This is a genomic window from Novosphingobium sp. ST904, from assembly GCF_001298105.1.
GTDB lineage: Bacteria > Pseudomonadota > Alphaproteobacteria > Sphingomonadales > Sphingomonadaceae > Novosphingobium.
This window is the reverse complement of the sequence record NZ_LGJH01000118.1, coordinates 1-22,171: the sequence shown is the minus strand read 5'-3', so window position 1 is coordinate 22,171 and position 22,171 is coordinate 1. Positions and strand designations below refer to the sequence as shown.

Annotated in this window: 15 protein-coding genes, 1 tRNA gene and 3 pseudogenes; 9 read left to right on the top strand and 10 right to left on the bottom strand. The window is 64.2% G+C overall.

All coding sequences use genetic code 11. The features are described 5' to 3' along the window. Positions 1-78: 78 nt before the first annotated feature. A complete protein-coding gene (locus tag ADT71_RS05505) occupies positions 79-906 on the bottom strand; it encodes a coniferyl-alcohol dehydrogenase (protein WP_054435691.1) in 828 nt (275 codons plus the stop codon). Between the two features lie 317 nt (positions 907-1,223). Here ADT71_RS05505 and ADT71_RS05500 point away from each other — a divergent pair. Continuing rightward, positions 1,224-2,002 (top strand): annotated as a pseudogene (locus tag ADT71_RS05500) (kinase). 12 nt (positions 2,003-2,014) lie between these two features. Here ADT71_RS05500 and ADT71_RS05495 read toward each other — a convergent pair. Then, positions 2,015-3,064 (bottom strand): YihY/virulence factor BrkB family protein, encoded by a 1,050-nt coding sequence (locus ADT71_RS05495; RefSeq protein ID WP_054435689.1) that lies wholly within the window; start codon positions 3,062-3,064, stop codon positions 2,015-2,017. Positions 3,065-3,201: 137 nt separating this feature from the next. Between ADT71_RS05495 and ADT71_RS05490 the strand changes: the two genes are divergently transcribed. The 5 genes from ADT71_RS05490 to ADT71_RS05470 all read left to right on the top strand — a co-directional run bounded on the left by ADT71_RS05490 (position 3,202) and on the right by ADT71_RS05470 (position 10,911). Beyond that, a complete protein-coding gene (locus tag ADT71_RS05490; protein ID WP_054435687.1) occupies positions 3,202-5,514 on the top strand; it encodes an autotransporter assembly complex family protein in 2,313 nt (770 codons plus the stop codon). Further along, positions 5,514-9,770, top strand: a complete 4,257-nt coding sequence (locus ADT71_RS05485) for a translocation/assembly module TamB domain-containing protein (protein ID WP_054435686.1) — start codon at positions 5,514-5,516, stop codon at positions 9,768-9,770. The genes ADT71_RS05490 and ADT71_RS05485 overlap by 1 nt, the downstream gene beginning before the upstream one ends. Continuing rightward, a complete protein-coding gene (locus tag ADT71_RS32965) occupies positions 9,770-9,973 on the top strand; it encodes a hypothetical protein (RefSeq protein ID WP_054435684.1) in 204 nt (67 codons plus the stop codon). Before ADT71_RS05485 ends, ADT71_RS32965 begins: the two co-directional genes overlap by 1 nt. A 52-nt stretch (positions 9,974-10,025) precedes the next feature. Beyond that, on the top strand, positions 10,026-10,367 hold the full coding sequence (locus ADT71_RS05475; RefSeq protein WP_054435682.1) for a PilZ domain-containing protein: 342 nt from the start codon (positions 10,026-10,028) through the stop codon (positions 10,365-10,367). Between the two features lie 289 nt (positions 10,368-10,656). After that, positions 10,657-10,911 carry a hypothetical protein gene (locus ADT71_RS05470; protein WP_156336490.1) on the top strand — a complete coding sequence of 85 codons (255 nt, stop codon included), beginning with the start codon at positions 10,657-10,659 and terminating at the stop codon, positions 10,909-10,911. A 75-nt stretch (positions 10,912-10,986) separates the two neighbouring features. On the opposite strand, the gene ADT71_RS05465 is transcribed toward ADT71_RS05470, so the two are convergent. The 6 genes and pseudogenes from ADT71_RS05465 to ADT71_RS05440 form a co-directional block, all read right to left on the bottom strand. Further along, positions 10,987-11,062 (bottom strand) — tRNA-Lys (locus ADT71_RS05465). Positions 11,063-11,173: 111 nt separating this feature from the next. Then, positions 11,174-12,284 (bottom strand): annotated as a pseudogene (gene rodA, locus ADT71_RS05460) (rod shape-determining protein RodA). Further along, complete coding sequence (gene mrdA, locus ADT71_RS05455; protein ID WP_054435678.1) at positions 12,284-14,398, bottom strand: penicillin-binding protein 2; 2,115 nt, start codon at positions 14,396-14,398, stop codon at positions 12,284-12,286. Before mrdA ends, rodA begins: the two are co-directional and overlap by 1 nt. Next, on the bottom strand, positions 14,395-14,937 hold the full coding sequence (locus ADT71_RS05450; RefSeq protein WP_054435676.1) for a hypothetical protein: 543 nt from the start codon (positions 14,935-14,937) through the stop codon (positions 14,395-14,397). Before ADT71_RS05450 ends, mrdA begins: the two co-directional genes overlap by 4 nt. Beyond that, positions 14,937-15,824 (bottom strand): rod shape-determining protein MreC, encoded by an 888-nt coding sequence (gene mreC / locus ADT71_RS05445; protein WP_054435675.1) that lies wholly within the window; start codon positions 15,822-15,824, stop codon positions 14,937-14,939. Before mreC ends, ADT71_RS05450 begins: the two co-directional genes overlap by 1 nt. A 135-nt stretch (positions 15,825-15,959) precedes the next feature. Beyond that, complete coding sequence (locus tag ADT71_RS05440) at positions 15,960-17,006, bottom strand: rod shape-determining protein (protein ID WP_054435721.1); 1,047 nt, start codon at positions 17,004-17,006, stop codon at positions 15,960-15,962. A gap of 261 nt (positions 17,007-17,267) precedes the next feature. Here ADT71_RS05440 and mutL point away from each other — a divergent pair. Together mutL and ADT71_RS05430 are read left to right on the top strand one after the other, a co-directional pair. After that, positions 17,268-19,093: pseudogene (gene mutL / locus ADT71_RS05435) on the top strand (DNA mismatch repair endonuclease MutL). Beyond that, the gene (locus ADT71_RS05430) at positions 19,093-19,584 is read left to right on the top strand and encodes a hypothetical protein (protein ID WP_082370171.1); all 492 of its coding nucleotides are present in this window, start codon (positions 19,093-19,095) and stop codon (positions 19,582-19,584) included. Before mutL ends, ADT71_RS05430 begins: the two are co-directional and overlap by 1 nt. Positions 19,585-19,588: 4 nt before the next feature. Here ADT71_RS05430 and ADT71_RS05425 read toward each other — a convergent pair whose 3' ends face one another. After that, complete coding sequence (locus tag ADT71_RS05425) at positions 19,589-20,839, bottom strand: ectonucleotide pyrophosphatase/phosphodiesterase (RefSeq protein WP_054435670.1); 1,251 nt, start codon at positions 20,837-20,839, stop codon at positions 19,589-19,591. 42 nt (positions 20,840-20,881) lie between these two features. Beyond that, positions 20,882-21,661, bottom strand: a complete 780-nt coding sequence (locus tag ADT71_RS05420; protein ID WP_054435669.1) for a MauE/DoxX family redox-associated membrane protein — start codon at positions 21,659-21,661, stop codon at positions 20,882-20,884. 41 nt (positions 21,662-21,702) lie between these two features. Between ADT71_RS05420 and ADT71_RS05415 the strand changes: the two genes are divergently transcribed. Then, positions 21,703-22,122 carry a MerR family transcriptional regulator gene (locus tag ADT71_RS05415; RefSeq protein ID WP_054435667.1) on the top strand — a complete coding sequence of 140 codons (420 nt, stop codon included), beginning with the start codon at positions 21,703-21,705 and terminating at the stop codon, positions 22,120-22,122. Positions 22,123-22,171: the final 49 nt, after the last annotated feature.

Sequence of the window (22,171 nt, the reverse complement as noted above, 5' to 3'; positions counted from 1 at the left end):
CATAGGGAAAAGAGGGAGGAAAAGGGGCCGGACGACATATCGTCCGGCCCCTCTCAAAATCGGCGATGTCAGGCCGCGTCAGGCGGGCTGCTTGCTCATCATCCGGGTGATGTCGACCTGCCCGGTGGCAAGGCCGCCCATGAAGCCCCCGTCCACCGGCATGACGATGCCGTTGACGACGCCTGCGAGATTCGAATTGATCAGCACCAGCGGGCCGGCCTGTTCTTCGGGCGTGGTGTAGCGGCCGAGCGGTTCTGCGGCGGCATCCACGACGTCCTTGCCCGAAGTGGCATGGAAGGTCGCCATCATCGGCGTCTGGGTGGGGGAGGGCAGCGAGCAGTTGATGCGGATGCCCTTCTTGATGAGCTGCGCGCCCATGAACTGAGTCCACACGATGACAGCTTCCTTCGAGAAGGCATAGCCCTCCGCCACCTGGTCGAGGTTGGCTTCACACCATGCGAGGCCGGCGTCGAATCCCTGCGTGGTGAGAAGCTGCATATGCACGGGAATGCGGCGGCTCCACCCGAGGCCGCCGGTCGATGCGATCGAGACAACGGCGGCGCCTTCGCCCATCAGCGGAACGACCTGATCGGTCAGGTGGCGAGTGCCGAGGAAGTTGACCTTCATGACGTCAAGCGGCGGGAAGCCGCCGCCGCCGGGCAGGCCCGCGCAGTTGAACAGGGCGTCTACCTTGCCGCCCACGCCGGCAACCGCGGCTTCGATCGTGGCGGGATCGCGCAAGTCGATCTGCGTGAACGAGGCCATCGGCACGGAGCTTTCGCGAAAATCGAAGCCGTGTACTTCGGCGCCGAGTTCGACCAGCATCTTTGCCGTCGCCTCGCCCATGCCCGAGAAGCAGCCGCTGACGATTACCCGCTTGCCTTGATATCCCAGAACGTCGGTCATCTCGGTGTCCTTTCCCTCTCCCGTCGCGGGGCGTGCGGGATCGCATCGGGCCGCGCGTGCATTCTTGTGGGTGTAGCTAGTCGCAGTGAGGGGGAGGCATCAACAGCCCTTCCGGCTGATCGCCGCGACGATGGCATGGACGATGGCATTTCGGGGCGCAGAGCGGCGGGTCCGAGGCGAAGTCTCGCCATCGTGCACCCGCTTCTCTACGGCTAAGGTCCCCACGCTGCAGCAGGAAAGAGATGATGGACCGAAAGTTTCACGGCAGCGCCGATCGTCCTGCGCCTTCTCCTGATCCCGCCATTGTCGAGGCGATCATGGAGCAGGTGCATTCGGCTCTGGCCGGTCGGCGGATGTGGCCTGTGGTCATCGGTATTTGCGGCGCGCAGGGGTCTGGGAAATCGACTGCCGTGCGCGCTTTGATCGAAGCATGCGGCGAGGCCGGGCTTTCCGCTGCCGCGCTCTCGCTCGACGACCTCTATCTGGGGCACGAGGAGCGGCAGGAACTGTCGCGCGCCGTCCACCCCCTCCTCGCGACCAGAGGGGTTCCGGGCACGCATGATGTCATGCTCGGGCTGGATATCCTGGATGCGCTCGAAGCGGGATTCCGGTGGCGCTGCCGCGCTTCGACAAGGCCAGTGACGATCGGCTGGCCGAGCGGGACTGGCCTATCGTGCAGCCGGGCTGCCAAGTGCTGGTGTTCGAGGGCTGGTGCGTCGGTGCCTTTCCGCAAGCTTCGAGTGCGCTGGTCGACCCGGTCAACGCGCTTGAGGCGAAGGAGGATGGCGATGGCAGATGGCGCCGCTACGTCAACGATGCGCTGGGCGACGTCTATCAGCGACTGTTCGCGCGGATCGACCGTTTGGTCCTGCTTGCCTCGCCGGGATTCGAGGTGGTCCACGACTGGCGACTGGAACAGGAACGCGACCTTGCCGGAGAGGAGCACAAGGGCGTGCATGTCATGGACGAGGACCGGATTGCGCGCTTCATCGCTCACTACGAGCGGCTCACGCGCTGGATACTCTCGGAGATGCCGGCTCGCGCCAATCTGGTCATCCAACTCGACGCCCGGCGGCGCCCGCTCAGGATTGCCTGACCCAATAATTCCTTATTCGGTTCCCTGGCGCGCCTGCTCCGCACGGCGACGCTTACGGCGTTCGAGATCCCCGATCGAAGGCACGCGGTTGTCCACGAGGTCGGCCAGGACGGCGCCGCGTTCCCCGGCCGGGAGGGTGGGGCCGACGGTCGTATCGCAGTAGGTCTGGCGCTCGATCTCGGCATTCACCAGCGCGCCGAGAAGGACGCCGTATGCGGAGAGGAACAGCCACATTAGGAACACCACAATGGCCGACAGCGACCCGTAAGTGGCATTGTAGTCGCTGATATAGGCGACATAGAGCGAGAAGCCGAACGATACCCCGATCCACAGCAAGGTCGCCAGCAGCGACCCGGGAGCCAGCCAGCGCCACTTCGCGGGACGTCTGTCGGGGCCATATCGCATGATGAGGGCAAAACCCGCGCTGCCGAGGGCGACAGCGGAAATCCAGGTCAGCCACTTGAACAGGATCGCCGTCGCATCACCGAGGTAGACGCTGGTCTGCGTCTGCAGCCATGCGAAGACGCCGCCGGACAGCACGCCGGTCAGCGCGATAAGGATCGCCGAAACGGTGAGGCCGAGGGCCCTCACGGTCAGCGAGATCACTCCTCGGGTCTCGCGCTCCTCGTTGATGACATTCAGCGCACTGATCATGCCGTTCGCCGCGCGCATGCCGCCGAATATCGCAAAGAACAGCGCGATCAACAGCGCGAACCCGGTTACGCCTCGGCTGGTGGTGACGATCTGGAGCAACTGTTCCTCCAGCATCCGGGCCACTTCGGGAGGAACGACTTCGACAATGCTCTGCATCTGATCGTGCACGGTGGCGACATCGCCGATTAGGCCGTAGATCATCACCGTGGCGCCGATCAGCGGCGTCAATGCGAGAAAGCAGTAGAAGGCAAGGCCTGCGGAAAGCAGGCCCAGTTCGTGAAAGCCGCTCATCCGGTAAACCCGCTTGACGATTTTCAGCCAGGCGGAACCGGGGATTTGCCACGGTGCGTTGGCGTCGGTTCCTGCAAGGGGTCCGGTGTGAAGAGTGTCTCCGGTGGTCTCCGGCATTGACGTCGGTGATCCTTCATCAGATTTCATTACAAACCCACTTGCGACAGGGAACTTTCGCTGTTGCAATGCGATAGGGTAATCCACGAGGGGGCCTGTTGCCCATACTCGACAGGGGGTGTTACATCGCGCTGCTCATGCCTTGGCTAATCTCTCAGAAGCCGGCTTGTTCCCTTTCGCTGCGCGACGGTGCGGGACTTGCCACCATTTCCATCCTGCTGGCCCTGTCGGCAGCGCCTGTGCATGCGCAGGACAGTAGCGCCGTGCAGCCGCAAGCTGCAGCGCCCGCTCCGGCCTCGCCTGCTGCGTCCCCGGCGATCGAAGATGACGGGGTTCAGGCCGGCAAGATCGTCGTGCCGGCTCCGCCTGCAAACCTGCCGCTGCCGGAAGTGAAGACGATCATCCCCGATGACGAATTCAACAAGGCGATCCCCAGGCTGGATCCGCAGGACGATTCGGAACTCGACAAGCCGCTGGAATCGATCGAGGCGTTCGAGCGCCGCATGGCGAGCGAACAGACCGATGCCAAGCCGCGGGAAGGCCAGTCTGCTCCGCTCGGCAATCCAGCCCTGTCGGATGGCGATACGACCGAGGAGATCGGCGATGCGCCGGTTCGCGATGCTGAACTGAACGCGCCGCTGCCCGCGATCGACCAGTTCGAGGTGACGCCCGTCCAGTTCGCGGAAAAGAAAGAAGATACCAAGGACGTTGAAGTCGCTTACGAAATCCGGATCGACGGGCTGGCGACCGCTGACGACGAGACCGAAACGGACATGCGCAGCGAGTTCCGGTCGCTTTCCGCCCTGAAGAAGGGCGGCGGCAAGGCGGCGAACGTGGCGATGCTCAATGCCCGGCTCACCGAAGACAGCGCGCTGATGCAGACCGTGCTGGCGTCCGAGGGCTGGTATTCGCCCGTGGTGAACACCCGCATCGAACCGGCGGCCGAAGGCGGGCTGGTCGCGGTCGTTTCGGTGGCACCGGGCAAGCGCTATACTTTCTCCGATATCGTGGTGAAGGCCGATCCGACAGTGCCGGCGGACCTGATCGCCCGGAACCTTTCCATCAAGGTCGGTGAGCCGATCGTCGCCCAGCGCGTTCAGGGTGCCGAAGCGCAAGTCGCGTTGGCGCTGCCTGAAAACGGCTATGCCTTCGCTAAGGTGGGTGACCGTGACATCCTGCTCGATCAGGAAAGCGCCGACGGCGTCTACACGCTGCCTGTCGACGTCGGCCCGCGCGGTCGGTTCGGCGGTTTCACCACTTCGGGCGACCTGGCCTTTGATGCCGAACATGTTGGCGTACTCGCCCGTTTCAAGCGCGGCGAACTTTATGACAGCCGAAAGGTGGACGACCTGCGCAAGGCGCTGGTGGCGACGAGCCTGTTCTCCACCGTTTCGGTCGAGCCGCGCAAGACCGGCGAGGCAGTTGGCGACGGTACGGAATACGTGACGCTGAACGTCCAGCAGGATGCCGGGCCGCCACGCACGATCGCCGGTTCTCTGGGCTATGCCACGGGCGAGGGCATCACCGCCCAGGCAACCTGGACACATCGCAACATGTTCCCGCCGGAAGGCGCGCTGATCGCCAAGGCCATAGCCGGTACCCGGCAGCAGGGCGCGGGCGTGACCTTCCGTCGTTCCAATTCGGGCAAGCGAGACCGGACGTTCGAACTGGTGGCCGAGGCCTTCCACAACGACTACGACGCCTACAGTGCCTACACCGGCCGCATCGCAGCGCGTATCGCGCGCGATTCCACGCCGATCTGGCAAAAGAAGTACACTTACGCATTCGGCATCGAAATGCTGGGAACGGCGGAAACCGACTATAATCGCACGACCGGCAACCGCGACCGCAAGCTCTATTACGTCGCAGGCGTGAACGGCCAGATCGGGCTCGACCAGACGGACAGCCTGCTCGATCCGACCAAGGGTTACCGCCTGACCACGCTGATCCAGCCCGAAGCCACCGTGCGCAACGGCTTTGACCCCTATGTCCGCGCGCGGGTAGATGCTTCGGCCTATTACCCGGTGACGGACAGCCTCGTTCTCGCCGGCCGTGTGCGCTTCGGTACGATCCAGGGCGCTGGCCTGTTCGACATTGCGCCGTCACGCAGGCTTTATGCAGGCGGCGGTGGCTCCGTTCGCGGCTATGCCTACCAGGCGCTTGGCGAACAGGCGGCAGACGGTACCGCCGTAGGTGGGCGCAGTCTCAACGAAGGTTCGGTCGAGGCGCGCTATCGCTTCGGCAATTACGGCGTGGTGGCATTCGTCGACGCGGGGCAGGCCTATCGGGAGACGATGCCGCAGTTCAACAACTTGCGCTACGGCGTGGGTCTTGGCGGCCGTTTCTACACCAACTTCGGCCCCGTGCGCCTCGACATCGCGACTCCGATTGCCCGGCAACCGGGTGAATCGCGCTTCAACCTCTACGTTTCGATTGGGCAGGCATTCTGATGTCGGAAGAAGACACCATGATCCCGGCCGACGAGCCCGAAGCGCCGGTCGAGAACGGCAAGCCGCGTCCCACGCTCGGACGCCGCCTGCGCATTCGCGTGCTCAAGACGGTGGTCGGGCTGGTGCTCGGCGTGATCGTATTGGTCGCGGCGGTCATCTTCGGCATCGATACCGGGCCGGGTCACCGTTTCGTGGCCGAACAGATCGCGGGACTGCAGTTCCAGAACGGCATGAGGATCAAGGTCGGCAGGATCGAGGGTTCGCTCTACAAGCGCATGACCTTGCACGATCTTTCCGTCAGCGATCCGCAGGGCGAATTCCTGTTTTCGCCCGAAATCGATGTGGACTGGCGCCCCTTCGCCTATCTCGAAAACCATGTGGACGTGCGCAGCGCCACGGCGCAGCGGATGATCCTGCGGCGTGTCCCCAAGTTCAGGCCAACGCCGCCCAGCAACGAACCGCTGCTTCCCGACCTTGACGTGGACGTGGGCGTGTTGCGGATCGACCGCTTCATTTCGGAGCCGCCGGTTTCCGGCAATCGCCGTATCGTCACCATCGACGGGAAGGCGCACATTTCCGATGGCCGCGCGCAAGTGTCGGCCAAGGGCGGCACGATTGCGATCGAGGGCAAGGAAGGCGGGGACCGCTTCAACCTGCTGCTAGACGCGGTGCCTGCCAAGAACCGGCTGGCGATCGACGTTGACCTTGATGCCCCGACCGGTGGGGTCATCGCTGCGCTGGGCGGGCTCAAGCAGCCGCTGCGGCTCAAGCTGGGCGGCAAGGGCGACTGGAAGGCGTGGAACGGTCAGTTCGATGCCGATCTCGGTGATGGCGAACTGGCCCGGCTGGCGCTGACCGCGCGGAAAGGAACATTCGCGATCAAGGGGCCAACGCGTGTCGCGCGGCTGCTCACGGGGCCGACCGCAAGCCTGCTTGGCCCGATCACCAACCTCGATGTAACGGCGGCATTGGCCGAACGGCGCGCGACGCTGACCGGTAGGGTCTGGAGCGATGCCTTCACGCTGACCCCGGACGGGGTGATCGACCTTTCCAACAACAGTTTCCAGGACCTGAAGCTGAACTTCGCCCTGCTCAAGCCGGCAGCGCTGGCGCCGAACCTCAGCGGTTCGGGCCTGACCGCGGCCCTCGCGCTTGACGGTGCGTTCACCACGCCGAAGGTTGCCTATCGCATCAATGCCGCCCGCGTGGTCATGAACGACATGGGGCTCGAGCGCCTGTCCGCCAGCGGCGCGGCGCGCGTGGATGCAGACAAGATTCTGATCCCGGTGTCCGCACGCGTGCAGCGGGTGACGGGGCTGGACACGGTTGCAGGCGGTTCGCTCGCCAACGTCACGCTGAACGGCGATCTCGCCATCGACGGGACGCGCGTGCTGTCGGACAACATGCGGCTGAAATCCGATCGTATCGATGCCGGGCTGATCCTGGTGGCGGACGTCGCCAAGGGTTTCTACACCGGCGCCATTGACGGCAAGATCGACAATTACCGGCTGGACAGCGTCGGCATCTTCAACATCCGCACCAACATGGACCTGAAGAGCGAAGGCAGTGGCTTCGCGCTGGACGGGACCGTGCGTGCGCGTTCGACCAAGCTTCTGAACGAGAGCCTCCAGACCTATCTGGGCGGCAATTTCGCGGCATCCTCACGCGTTCATTATGGGCCGGACGGCGTCGTGCGCTTTTCCTCGCTGCAGCTCAACGCGCCCGAACTCAAGGTCCAGGGCGGGCAGGGAAGCTGGTCGCCCAATGGCCGCATATCGCTGGCCGCGCGTGGCAGTTCCACCCGTTACGGCGCTATCGGCGTGCGCGTGACGGGCACGATCGCAAACCCCGATGCGCATGTCACGGCGGAACGTCCGGGCCTCGGGATCGGTCTTGCCAACCTCGATGCAGGGATCACCGGCATTCGTGGCGGCTATCGCTTCGACATGACCGGGGACACCGATTACGGCCCGCTCAAGGCCGATGTCTCGCTGGGGCTCGGCAAGCAGATGGCGGTAGACATCAACAGCGCCAACCTTTCGGGCGTCGATTTCGCTGGGCGAATGGTGCAGACCGCCTCCGGCCCGTTCGCGGGCGAATTGACCGCCAAGGGCAACGGCATCGGCGGTGCGCTGAGGCTGGACGCCGAGGGCAAGTACCAGGCTGTCGACTTCAACTTGCGCGCCAAGGATGCGGTCTTCGCTGGACCCGCCAATCTCACGATCGGTTCAGCGATCATCGACGGCCGCGCCGTGCTGTATGACCAGCCTGCAGTCGTCGCCGATGCGCAGATTGCGGGCACGACCATCGGCGCCTTCAATCTCGCTGCGGCGCGTGTCCTCGTGGATTATCGCGATGGGCGCGGCAAGGCGAAGGGTCTTGTGGAAGGCGTCAGCGGCGTTCCGTTCCGGGTCGCGCTTAACGCCGATCTTGCCCCTGAACTCTGGCGCGTGGCGCTGGAGGGCAAGGTACGTGGCCTTACCCTCAAGACGCAGTCTCCGGCACGGATCCTGCCCAAGGACGGCGGCTACGAACTCCTGCCCACCACCATAGGTTTCGGACAGGGCACGGCAAAGGTCGCCGGTACTTACGGCGCCGGCATGAAAATCCAGAGCCGGCTTGAGAACGTCGATGTCGGGCTCATCAATGCATTCGTTCCCGGCTATGGCCTGGGCGGCAAGGCCAGCGGCAGCTTCGATTTCGAACAGGCCAGTTCCACGGCCTTCCCGCGCGCCGACGCACGCATGAGCCTTGTCAATTTCACCCGAACCAGTTCGAGCACGGTAAGCCAGCCGGTCGACATCAACTTCGTTGGCAAGCTCCTACCCGATGGCGGGGAGGCGAGGGCGGTGTTCCGCAAGCAGGGCAGCGTGATCGGCCGCATGGTCGCCAGCCTGCGACCGTTGCCGCCGGGCGAGGGGGCTTGGAGCACGCGCCTGTTCCAGGCGCCGCTGGGTGGTGGCATCCGCTACAATGGTCCTGCCGACACGCTGTTTTCCTTCGCGGGACAGCCGGGGCAGACGCTCACCGGATCGGTTGGCGTGGCGGCGGATTTCTCCTGCCGCCTTACCGATCCCTGCATAACCGGCCTGGTGAAGGGCAAGGATCTTACTTACGAATATCAGGCCTATGGAACCCGGCTCAGCAACATGACGCTGGACGGCAAGTTCAACGGCAATTCCTTCGAGCTGACCTCGCTTAACGCCAATGCCGGCAGCGGCACGGTCAGCGCGAGCGGTCGTCTCAGCTTGGCGGCTGATGCCGGCTATCCGATGGATCTCGACGTCAAGCTCGACCGGGCAAGGTTGGCGCGCAGCGATTCTCTTTCCGCCAGTGCGACGGGCACGCTCAACCTCACCAAGCGTGCGGGCGAGACACCGCTTCTGAGCGGTGACTTGCGGCTTCCCGAAACCCGTTACGAGATCGTCCGCCAGGGCGCTGTGGAAGTGCCGCATCTCACCGGGGTGCGCTTCAAGCCGCGTTCCGGCCCGATGCGCGTCACTGGCGACGAGCCCGCCGTGCCGATGTCGAGCGCGTTTTCCTCGGTCCGGCTGGATCTTCATCTCAAGGCGCCCGAAAAGCTTTATGTCTCGGGCATGGGGCTGGAATCCGAGTGGAGCGCAGATTTCCGCCTGAGCGGAACCAGTTCGGCGCCGAGCATGGCGGGCGAGGTCAAGCTCGTGCGCGGTACTCTGGGCTTCGCGGGTCGTTCCTTCGAACTTTCCGACGGTCTCATCTCGTTCAACGGCGGTCAGACGATCGACCCTACCGTGGCCATCACCGCCACGGAGACGATCGACGATATCGACGTAACCGTTTCAGTCAGCGGCCGGGCCTACAACCCGCAGATCGATTTCAGTTCCGATCCCAGCCTGCCTGATGACGAGGTTCTTTCGCGCATTCTGTTCGGCAGTTCGATCGCAAACCTCTCCGCGATCCAGGCGGTGCAGCTTGCATCGTCGCTCAATTCGTTGCGGGCCACCGGCGGCGGGATCAACCCGCTCGGCAAGCTGCGGTCTGCCGCGGGGATCGACCGGCTGCGGATTCTCAGCCCCGACGAAGCGAGCGGACGCGGGACGGCGCTGGCGGCAGGCCAGTACCTCACCGATGACATCTACGTGGAGCTTATCACTGACGCGCGCGGCTTCACCGCCACGCAGCTCGAAGTCAGCGTGACCAAGTGGCTGTCGGTTCTCAGCCAGGCCGGCGGATCGGGCGTCAACAGCCTAAACGTGCGCATCAAGAAGGATTATTGATGCGCCGTTGCAGCCTTCTCCTGGTGGCGATCCTGGCGCTTTCCGCCTGCCACCGGGAGCCGAGTTTCGATGAGCGGTATGAGACCGCCAGCAAGAAGATCGGCGAGACCGCGAAGGATATCGATGCCCAGATAGCGGGTACCGGAACTCCGCCCGGAGAAGCCGGCGCTTCGCCTCGGCCAGTTCCTGTATCGCAACCGTAGATTTACCTGTCGCTGCTAGTGATCCGCTCCATCGGTAGGATCAGGGGCGGTGATGCGGACGGAAGGTTTTTGCGACAGGCTCAGCGAGCGTCATGAAGTCCTGCTGCGCGCGAGGTGCCGCAAGTCGAGCTGGCACGTCTTCGCTGTGGAACTGTCCGACATTTCCGAGGGCGGGTGCTGCATTGTCGGCAACGCGGAAGATTTCGAGCCGGGCCAGAGCGTGGCGCTGCGCATCGCGCACCTCAAGGCGATCCCTGCGCATGTCCGCTGGATTCGCGAGAGCCGTGTCGGCATCGAGTTCCTTTCGCCTCTGGGCAGCCGCGTGATCGGGGATCTCGACAAGGCATACGGTATCCGCGGTGCGCGCAAGGATACCCTGTCGGCAGGGTTCTGATCCGGGGAAGCATCGCTTCGCGAAAGGGCGGTGAAGGCCGATGTCCCTGTTTACATCCCGGCCGGAAATGCGGCCATTCACCAGGAAGCTTGCCGTAAAGGCAGCTCAGCGGCGCTGATTCGCGCGCGGGTTCCGGGTATCGTTAAGCCGGCGTTATGCGGTCTTCTAAGGGTTCTTCCGAAAGCGCGATGAAACCATGCCCTGCCGATAATGGTATTCCGGCCTCGTGGGATGCCCCCGCCTGGCCGGTGTCCATCATCTTCCGATAGGGACCGCAATGAAGAAAACAGTGATCGCTGCAATGGCCCTGGGCCTTGCGCTGTCGGCATCGGCCCAGGCCAATGCCGGCACCAAGGCTTATGGGAGCACCTTCGGGAAATCGTCCTATGCGCAGGAACGATTCGGGAAATCCCCGTTCCGTCCCGGCCCGCTCAAGGGCGCGATAAATACCATTGGGGTAATGGCCGCCCGGACAAGGGCCATGAACACGGGAGCAGCCACAATGACCACGACAAGTCTCGCGGGTGCTGACCCGGCTGACTGAATGATTCGGGGAGAGGGGCCTGGAAGGCACCGCGCGTTGAAGCGGGGGCTGTGTCAGGACTGCAGGGGAAGGAAATGGTGGACGCACTTGGGCTCGAACCAAGGACCCGCTGATTAAGAGTCAGCTGCTCTACCAACTGAGCTATGCGTCCACATACCCTGACCTGGGCTGCCGTGTCAGGCCTTGCGAGCCCGACCATCCGGCGGCGGAGAGGCCCCTATAGCGTGTGTTTTCAGGATGGGAAGGGGAAAATTCAAGAATTTTACAAGATTGAACCGGGGCGCCGATTCCAGCGGTTCACCGCCATAAGCGTGCCGAGGCAGATCATGTTGGTAAGCATGGAGGTGCCGCCGTGGCTCATGAAGGGAAGCGGGATTCCGACGACCGGGGCCAGCCCCATGACCATCATCAGGTTGATCGCCACATAGAAGAAGATCGTGGCCGACATCCCCGCCGCCAGCAGGCTGGAGAAGCGATCCGGTGCACTTCGCGCGACGCGCAGACCCCATGACAGCACCACGGCGAAGACGAAGAGCACGAACAGCCCTCCGGCCATGCCCCATTCCTCGGCCATCGTGGCAAAGACGAAGTCGGTATGCGATTCGGGGAGGTATTGCAGATGGCTCTGCGTGCCATTGCCGAACCCCTTGCCGAACAGGCCGCCCGAGCCGATGGCGATCTTGGACTGGGTGATGTGATAGCCGGTGCCGAGCGGATCGCTTTCGGGGTCGAGGAACACGAGCACGCGGTTGCGCTGATAGTCGTGGAGCAGGGTGAAGAACGCGATCGGCGCGGCGATGGCGCCGGTCAGGCCGGCCCCGAGGAACCAGGAGATCGGCAGTCCCGCAAGGAACATCGTCACCACGCCGCCGAAGCAGATCGCCAGGGCCGTGCCGAGATCTGGCTGGATCATTACGAAAAGCGCCGGAATTCCGATCAGGACACCCGCCGGAACCAGTCCGCGCCAGCTTGCCGTCATTGCATGCGGAAGCGTTTCGTAGAAACGCGCGAGCACGAGAACGATGGCGGCTTCATGAGTTCGGAAGGCTGCAGGGTCATGAAGCCCAGGTTGAGCCAGCGCTGGCTGCCGCCGCCCACGGCGCCGATAGCCTCGACCAGCACGAGCAGCAGGACGATCGCGCCGTAGACCGGATAGGCCACCGTTCTGAAGAAATCGCGGCCGAACCGGGAAATGACGATTGCCATGACCAGGAAGATCAGGAAGCGCATCACATGGCTGAGCGCATAAGGCTGGAGGCTGCGCCTGCCGCCGAATAAAGCACTGCAGCGCCCAGCGATACCAGTCCCATCAGGGGGATCAGCATGTGCCAGGGCTGGCGTGCGATGGCTTCCGGTACGATGGAACGGCTGATCACTGCGTGCCTCCCGGTCCGGTTTGCGGGGCGGTCGTGGTAGCCGGCGACGGCGCGCTTGCAGGCGGTGCGGCAGGAGGCGGATCGTTGGAGCCGGGCTCCGGTGCCGGGGCCTGGGCTTCGTTGACGATAGGCTGCGCTGGGTCCTGACCCGATTCGGCGCCCTGGAGCTTGCGATTCTCCTCCTCGGCCGAAACAGCCGGGGCGCCGACGCCATATTGCGCGGAATAGGTGCGGTAGCGCGCATCCAGGCGTTCTGTGGGAGTTCCGCCCCACTTCTTCTCAAGCTCGGTCAGGATATCCATGCCCTTCTGCTTGTCGAAGACGTAAGTCAGCACGTCGCGCGCGATCGGATAGGCCGCGCCTGAGCCGCCGCCATGTTCGACCACGACGGAGCAGGCATAGCGCGGGTTGTCGACCGGCGCGAAGCAGATGAAATGGCCGTGGTCGCGGTGCTTCCACAAGCCGCCCTTGCCGTTGCCGATGTTGAGGCCGACGACTTGCGCCGTGCCGGTCTTGCCGGCGAGCTTGATATCGGGGAAGGGCAGGGCCGCGTGGCGGGCGGAGCCGGGGCCGTTGGCGACATCCGACATGGCCTGCCGGACATAGGCGAGGTGGTCGTCGGGAATGCCCAGTGATGGGGCGACTTCGTGCTCATGCCCGTGGACGAGGCGCGGCATGATGACGCGGCCCGTGGCGATGCGGGCTGCCTGAATGGCCTGCTGCAGCGGGTTCACCAGGAAGTAGCCTTGGCCGATCGTGGCGTTGACCGTGTCGAAGGTCTGCCATTCCTTGCCGTATTTCTTCAGTTTCCACGCCGGATTGGGCACGGTGCCGTACGACTGGCCGGATACCGGCAGCGGGAAATCGTGGCCAAGGCCCAGCCGGCTCGCCATCGCCGCGATCGGGTCCATCCCCATGCGCTGGGCAAAGTGGTAGAAGTAGACGTCGCAGCTCTGGTAGATGCCCTTGGCCATGTTGACCTGGCCATGCCCGCGCCGGTTCCAGCAGTGGAACACGCGGTTGCCCACCCGCAGGCCGCCGCCGCAGAATACCGATTCCTTGGGATCGAGCCCGGCTTCCATGAAGGACAGCGCCACCATCGGCTTTACCGTCGAACCGGGCGGATAGAGCCCGCGCAGAACCTTGTTGCGCAGCGGCACATGGTCGTCGTCGGACAGCATCTTCCATTCGAGGCGACCGATGCCGTCCGAGAAGCTGTTGGGATCGAAGCTGGGCATCGAGCACATCGCGAGAATATCGCCCGTCTGGCAATCCATCACCACCACCGCCGCCGATTCGGGGCCGATCCGGCGAGAGGCATATTCCTGGATACCGGCGTCGATCGTGAGCTTCAGCGTCTTTCCGGGAACGTCCTCGCGGGTATCGAGGTCGCGGACGATCCGGCCCGAGGCAGTGACCTCCACACGCCGGGCGCCGGGCTTGCCGCGCAGGTCCTTCTCGTAGAACTTCTCGAGCGCGTCCTTGCCCACCTTGTAGCCGGGCGTGATGAGGACCGGATCATGGTCTTTCTCGTACTCCTCGGCGGAGGCCGGACCGACATAGCCGATGAGGTGGCCGACCGATGGCCCCAGAGGGTAAAAGCGGGAAAAGCCGCGCTGGGTGACGACGCCCGGCAGATCGGGCAGCCGCACGCTGACAGCGGCAAAACGCTCCCAGTCCAGCCCGCTGGCGACTTCGACCGGGGCGAAGCCGCGTGCCTTGTCGAGCTTGTCCTCAAGATCCTGAAGCGCGATCGGGGACAGGTTCAGCAACTTGCCCAGGGTCTGGATCGTGTGCGGGATATCCTGCAGGCGCTCGGGAATCAGGTCGACCCGGAAGTCGGCCCGGTTGGAGGCGAGCGGCGTGCCGGCGCGATCGAGAATCCAGCCGCGACGCGGTGGGATCAGCGAGAGGTTGACCCGGTTGCTTTCCGCTTCGAGCTCGTACTTGGCGTTCTGCGCGACCGCGAGATAACCGAGGCGGGTGGCGAGCAGGACACCGATTCCGCCCTGCATGGTACCCAGCACGATGCTGCGCCGGTCGAAGCTGTTTCGCAGCGTGCCCGCACTGACATGGCGTTGCGGAAAGAACCGCTTGAAGCTGATCTTCATCGCAGGAGTACGATCGGCGTAAGCCGGAGCCGGTCCAACATGGCCACGATACGGCCGACGAGGGGATAGGAAAGCACGGAGATGACGACCTGCGGCACGATGACTTGAAGAGGGGAAGCAGCGCCTGCGATGTTCGCAAGGGCGAGGCTCAGCAGAATATAGGCGACGATGAGGCCCATGGCCATGAGCCATTCCGTGACGAAGTTTCGCCAAGGCAGGCGCGCTTCGACGATTTCCAGCGCGATGGCGGTGAGCGACCATAGCAGGACTGCGCAGCCGAACGGCTGTCCGGAAAACAGATCATCGAACAGGCCCAGCGGCAGCCCGGCCCAGATCGGCAGCAGGCCCGGGCGAAGTTGACGCCAGCCGAGATAGACGAGGAACCCCAGCGGGGGCATGACCGGCGCGGAGGCGATCATGAACCAGCCGGGGACCAGCGATCCGAGCATGATCGTCAGCCAGGGAAAGCCGCGAGCCAGCAGCCGCGATGGCGCGTGATTTATGCGCTGGCGGGAGCGGGGGCCGTTGCGGGAAAACATCAGGGCTTCTTGACCGTACCGTCGTTTGCAGGAGGTGGGGGCGGCGGGGGAGACCAGCTCTTCTCGACCATGACGTAATCGGTGTCGGAAGGATTGCTGAGCACGCGGGCAGTGGCGCCGTCGCGGATCAGTTCCGTCACGATGGCGATCGGCGTTCCGGGACGGTAAAGTCCGCCCGAGCCCGAGGTCACGAGGACATCACCCTTCCTGAGCGGATTGATGCCAAGGTTGATGAGCCGGATGCGCAGTGTGCCATCGCCGTTGCCCTGAGCGAAGGCGGCAACGCCGTCGGTCGCCCGGCGAACCGGCACGACGCTTTCGCTATCCGTCACCAGCAGGACGCGGGCACTGGAGGTGCCCACTTCGAGAACCCGGCCGACGAGACCCATCTGCGATCTTACGGGCATGCCCTTGGCCACATTGCGGTCCGCCCCGGCGCCGAGTGTGGCGTAGCGGCGCGAACTGGCGCTGGTGGACGAGGTTAGCCGAGAAAAGGTCACGGCGCCGCCGTCCTTCTCGGACAGATTCATCAGATCCTTGAGGCGCTGGTTCTCGGCTTTCGTGGCCGCTGCCTCGAACAGGCGGACCTTGGCTTCGGCAAGTTCGCGCTTGAGGCGTGCGTGTTCGCTCCCCGAATGGAGGAAGCCCGTGGCCGTGGCCCAGGCGTCCCGACCCATGTCGCGCCCTTGCGCGGAAACCTGCGCAGCCGGCTCCGACGCATCGTCGGCAAGGCCGCGCAGCGCTGAAAAGGCATCGGGGTTGACGAGTGAGACGACCACGAGTCCCAGCCCGACCACGGCGCCCAGAACGCCTGCGGTGTAGCTCAGGAAGGTGGTGTATTGCGCTCTGCGCGAATAGCTGGAGCGCCTGTTTGCTGGCGGCGCCATGCGCCATGCACTCCTTCGTAGTGGCGGCCCTGCCACTTCACGTGCAAGGGCCGCTCGAACCTCAAGACCGGCGGCAATACCGCCGGGACATCAGCGGGGTGGCGGACCGTAGGGCCGCTGCCACCCCGAACTCGATCAGGCGGACATCAACACGCCGCGATAGATCGGATCTTCCATCGCACGGCCGGTGCCGAGTGCGACGCAGGACAGCGGATCTTCGGCGACGCTGACCGGCAGGCCGGTTTCTTCGCGCAGGTAATCATCGAGGCCCTGGATCAGCGCGCCGCCGCCGGTGAGCACAATGCCCTGGTCAACGATGTCAGCGGCGAGTTCCGGCGCGGTGTTTTCAAGTGCGATGCGGACGCCTTCGACGATGGCGCCGATCGGTTCGGCCAGTGCCTCAGCGACATTTGCCTGGGAGATGGTGATCTCCTTCGGGACGCCGTTCACAAGGTCGCGGCCCTTGATGTGGATCGTTTCGCCGATGCCGTCTGCAGGCATGACGGCAATGCCGTAGTCCTTCTTGATGCGTTCGGCCGTGGCATCCCCGATCAGGAGATTGTGGTGGCGGCGGACGTAGGAGACGATCGATTCGTCCATCTTGTCACCGCCGACGCGGACCGAGGTGGTGTAGGCGAGACCGCGCAGCGAAAGCACGGCGACTTCGGTGGTGCCGCCGCCGATGTCGACCACCATCGAACCCACCGGTTCGGTAACCGGCATGTCGGCGCCGATCGCCGCGGCCATCGGTTCGAGGATCAGGTAGACCTGGCTGGCGCCAGCCGTTCGAGCAGCATCGCGGATGGCGCGGCGTTCGACCGAGGTCGAGCCCGAGGGAACGCAGATCACGATTTCCGGATAGCGGAACAGGTTCTTCTTGCCGTGCACCTTGCGGATGAAATGCTTGATCATTTCTTCCGCGATTTCGATGTCGGCGATGACGCCGTCGCGCAGCGGGCGGATGGCCTCGATGTTGTCGGGGGTCTTGCCCATCATCATCTTGGCGTCGTCACCGACGGCCTTGACCTTCTTGACGCCGTTAAGCGTTTCGATCGCCACCACCGAAGGTTCGTTCAGCACGATTCCGCGGTCCTGAACGTAGACGAGCGTATTGGCGGTCCCAAGATCGATCGCCATGTTCTGTGAGCCGAGTTTGAAGAATCGCGAGAAGGGCGAGGCCATCAGTAATCCGTTGTCTTTCCGGTTGCTTGCCACAGGAATTTCCCGTGGAGCGACAGGCAGGTTGGCATGGGAGCGGTCCCCTTAGCCCATCGATTCGGGAAACGCCAAAAATTTGTGTCGATTTCATGGGGGAATCGTACGGAGCCTGTCTCGAATTCCACGCGTTTCGTCGCTAGTCTTTCGAACAAATCGAGATTGTGGCGAGATCGCCCGTCCGCCGGCGGTTTGACGCTTTGCGCGCAACCGGACAAGAGACTCTGCATGCCAACCATCCGTCGCCTTCCCGAACACCTCGTAAACCGCATCGCTGCGGGAGAAGTGGTGGAGCGTCCGGCTTCCGCGCTCAAGGAGCTTGTCGAGAATGCGGTGGATGCGGGCTCCACGCAGATCACCGTGAGGATCTCCTCGGGCGGCCTCGACCTGATCGAGGTGACCGACGACGGCTGCGGCATGGAGCCGGAACAGATCGCCCTGGCGCTGGAGCGCCACGCGACCTCCAAGCTGCCTGACGAGCATATCGAACTGGTCGCCACGCTCGGCTTTCGCGGCGAGGCATTGCCCTCGATCGGATCGGTTGCGCGGCTGACCATCGAAAGTCGCCCGCATGAGGCGGCGGAAGGCTGGAAGCGTGTGGTTGACCACGGACTGGTCGCCGCCGACGGTCCCGCTGCATTGCCGCCCGGCACGCGAATCCGCGTTGAGGATCTGTTCGGCAAAGTGCCCGCCCGGCGCAAGTTCCTGCGCTCGCCGCGTTCCGAATATGCGGCGTGTCAGGATGTCGTGCGGCGCCTGGCCATGGCGCGACCTGACATCGGGTTCGTGCTGGAACATGACGGCCGCCGCGTTATCGCGGTGCAGCCGCGCGAGGAACTGGCGGCGCGCGTGGCCCGTCTCGTTGCGCGTGAACTGGCGGAAGACGGTGTCCTGATCGAAGCCGAGCGCGGCACTGCCCGGCTCACCGGGGTGGCGGGCCTGCCGACCTACAATCGCGGCGTTGCCGATCACCAGTACCTTTTCGTCAATGGCCGTCCGGTGAAGGACGCCTCCTGGTGGGGGCGGTGCGCGGCGCCTATTCCGACATGCTGGCGCGCGATCGCCATGCGGTGCTCGCGCTGTTCCTGGAGATTCCGCCCGAGGACGTGGACGTCAACGTCCATCCCGCGAAGACCGAGGTTCGTTTTCGCGATCCCGCCTTTGTGCGCGGTTTCCTGGTCGGCGCGTTGCGCCATGCGCTGGAATCTTCGGGTCAGAAGAGTGCGCAGCCCGCCTCGGTCGCGGCGATGGGGATGTGGCAGGTCGAACCTGTAGCGCCTGCACCTGCGCCGGCGCTGGGTTCTCTCTTCGCCCGCGAGTATTCGACGCCGCAATCCCACTCCGATTTCCGCCCGGCGCCTTCGCGCGTCGGTGAAGCAGGGGAAGTCTGGCGCTCCTATGAGGCCGAAGTGATGGCCCAGCCGTCCGGACGCGCAGAACCCGTGCCCGACGGACCGGAGGATGCGCTGCGCTATCCGCTGGGCGTGGCCCGGGGGCAGGTGGCCGGCACTTATATCGTGGCCGAAGCGGACGACGGCCTCGTCATCGTCGATCAGCACGCCGCGCACGAGCGCCTCGTGCTCGAACGGCTCAAGGCCGCCGGTGCGGAGGACGCGATGGTGCGGTCTCAGGCCCTGCTGCTGCCCGAAGTGGTCGAGCTTGAGGAAGCGGCGTGCGATGCGCTGGACGACAAGATCGCCGATCTCGCCCGGTTCGGACTCGTGCTCGAGCGTTTCGGCCCTTGCGCGATGCTGGTGCGCGCGGTGCCTTCGGTGCTGGGCAAGTCCGACATCTTTGCGCTCGTGCGCGATATTGCCGACGATCTGGCCAAGAACGGCGATGCGTTGCTGCTTGGCGAGAAGCTGGATCTCGTGCTCGCGACGATGGCCTGCCACGGATCGGTCCGCGCGGGCCGTTCGCTTTCTGTCGCCGAGATGAACGCGCTGCTGCGCGAAATGGAGCGCACCCCGCGTTCGGGCCAATGCAACCATGGCCGCCCCACGTGGGTTAAACTTGCCCATCAGGACATAGAGAAACTCTTCGGGCGAAAATGATGAAAAATGCGATCCTTGGGCTGGCCATCGTCACTCTTCTCTCCGCCTGCGGGCAGGAAGATCCGGGGGGGCAGGCGGCGGAGGATGCGCAGGATATCGCGAAGGTCGAACGGATGAGCAAGGAGCCGTTCAAGCCGATCATTCCCCGGCCGATCACCGAGATCGACGTGGCCCGCTACGGTCTCGACAAACCCGGCTGCGCTTTCCGCAAGCCGGACCAGAAGGACCCGATCTTCATCGCCAACGAGGAAGAGGGTTTCATGCGCATCGCAGGAGACCTCAAGCGCTACGCTGCCAAGGTTGAGAGCGCGCAGCTTCCGGGCAATGCACGCTCCACTTACGTCGGTCTGGCCAGTTGGGTCGATCTCGTGAGTCTGCCCGGCAAGGGCAGCGGATCGGGCACGATGCACTGGCCGGCAAAGCTCATTCTTCATGACGCACAGGAACGCGTTGCCTTCATGGCCGAGGGCGAGGTTTCCTGCCGGGGCTGAGTACCTAACGCTGCTTCACGATATTGCGGAACGGTGCATCGTTGCCGTCGCCGTCGCTCGCCTGCGGCAATTTGAGGAGGTCACGCAGCAGCGGGGCGACGTCGACATTGTCGAACGGTGCCAGTTTGCCGCGCTTCGCGAAGTCCGGCCCGCTGGCAATGAACAGCGCGGCCATTTCGGGTGCGGCATTGTCATAACCGTGAGTGCCGCCGGTGGAGGCTTTCGCAGGCAGCTTCGCGCTGATCTGCCAGCCGGTTTCGGCTAGGCAGAAGAACGGCGCGATCCGAGGATTTGTGCCATATCGCAGCCGAGCCGGAATGTCCTGCTTGCGCCAGCACTGCATGTGGTCATGTGCTTTCAGCAGCGCTGCGGCAAGCGCGGCTTCGTTGCCCGGCGTTGGCGCAAGCGCGGCGAACGGCCCGGCCTCTCCCAGCTTGTAAAGCGCGGGATCGGCAACGGCGTCCAGCGGGATGGTACGTTCGCTGGAAACCGAGGCCATGCCGTGATCGGCCACCACGATGAGGTTCGCCCGCTGCCCGAGTTCGCGCAGGCCAGCGACGAGCGCGCCGATATCGCGGTCGATTTCCGCTATCGCGGCATTCGTGCGGGGATCGTCGGGGCCGAAGCGATGCCCGGCCGTGTCTACATCGTCGAAATAGAGCGTTACCAGTCGGGGCCGGATGGCGGCGGGACGCCGCAACCAGTCCAGCACCGCGTTAACCCGCTGGACCGGGCTCGCCGCCTGGTTGAACTGCTGCCAGTCGCTTGGCCGGGTGCCGCCGGTGATCTGTTTCCAGGGTTCCGTAACAAGGGTTCCGCCCCAGGCTACGTTCGAGCCGGGCCAGAACATCGTTGCGGTGCGGATTCCGGCCTTTTCGGCAGTGACCCAGATCGGCTCGGCCTCATCCCACCAATAAGGCTCGTCGCTCGACATCGTGAACTTCTGGCCGGGATGTGCCGGATCTTCGAAGCTGTTGGCGATGATGCCGTTGTGGTCCGGCACCTTGCCTGTCACCAGGGCCCAGTGATTGGGGAAGGTCTTGCTAGGAAACGAGGGGCGCATGGCGGCACTGATGCCGCTGGCCGCAAGCTTCGAGAGGCTCGGGGTTATGCCGCGGTCGAGATAGTCTGCACGGAATCCATCGATCGAGACGAGAATGACGACCGGATCGCGGCGGTCTTTCGCCGGTCTGGCGGACGCGGGTGAGGCAAGTACGGCAAAAGTGCCCAGCAGCAGTGCGACGAGTCTTTTCATGCCTGCCCTCTAACCCGCGTTCCGTGACAGGTCGATGTCGTGTTATATCATCCGCGCCAGCATCCACAGCCCCATGGCCACCATGAACAGGTTCTCGGTAAGCGAGACGAAGCCGAGTGGAACCGCGCCGGAACCGCCGACGCAGGCGCACTTGAGTTCCCGCTTCTGGATATAGACAGCGTAGAAAACCGAAATGCCGCCGATACCGCCGATCGCGAGGCCGATCGGGATCGAGAGCCAGGGCAGGGCATGGGCGGTCATGAGCGCGCCCGCCGTCCATTCCAGCACCGGATAGGCATAGGCATAGGGCACGAAGCGCTTGGCCAGCAGGTCATAGCCCAGGAACATGGTCGAGAATTGTTCGACGTCCTGCAGCTTCAGCATGGCGAGCAGCATCATCGTCATGGAAACGAACCATTCCGCCGCCCGCAGCGTGAACGGCGTGCCGAATGCCGCCCAGCTTGCCGCAAGCGCAAGTCCGGCCCCGGTGGCAAATACCGCAAGCACGGGGCGATAGCTCGTCGCTTTCGGGTCCTGGAGCCTCAGGCCGAAATGGGCGCGAAGGTCGGAATGGCCGCCGATCCGCTTACCGCCGATGAAGGTCTGGGGTGTAGTGGTCACCCCATGCCGGGCCTTGAAGGCGTCCACTTGCTCGCGGGTCGTCAACCAGTGGTCCTCGACCTCGTAGCCGAGCCTTTCGAGCAGGTACTTCGACTTGAGGCCCCAGGGGCAGGTGTGCTTGTCCATGACCATGCGGTAGAGCACGGCCTTCTTGGCTTTTGAACTTTCGGTGGCCTGGTCGAGCGTCTGGTCATGTATCATGGGACGGCTTATAGCTCCCGTACCATGGTACCGAGTCAAGCATGGCTTTGACGATTTCTGAACTTGCCCGGTCTAGCGGCGTCGGCGTTGAAACCGTGCGCTTCTACCAGCGCAAGGGGCTGCTGTTCGACCCTCGTCCGGCTGCAACGGGAGGTGTCAGTGGGCAGAGGCACTACGGCGAGGAGGACGTGAAGCGTCTGCGCTTCATCCGTTCAGCCAAGGCGGCGGGGTTTATCCTCGACGAGATCGCCGAGCTCATCAGTCTCGATCACACCGGCGACCGGCCAAGAGCGCGGGAGATGGCGCAGGCGCGGCTGGTTCACCTGGATCAGGAGATCGCTCAACTGGAGGGGGCCCGCCAGTCGCTGCGAAAGCTGGCGCGGGAATGTGCGGGGTCGGACATCGGACCTTGCCCCGATCCTCGTAGGCGTTCAGAGACAATTCCGGTCGTCCCGGACTGATCGAGACGATGGTATCGATCAGACGTTGAACCGGAAGTGCATCACGTCG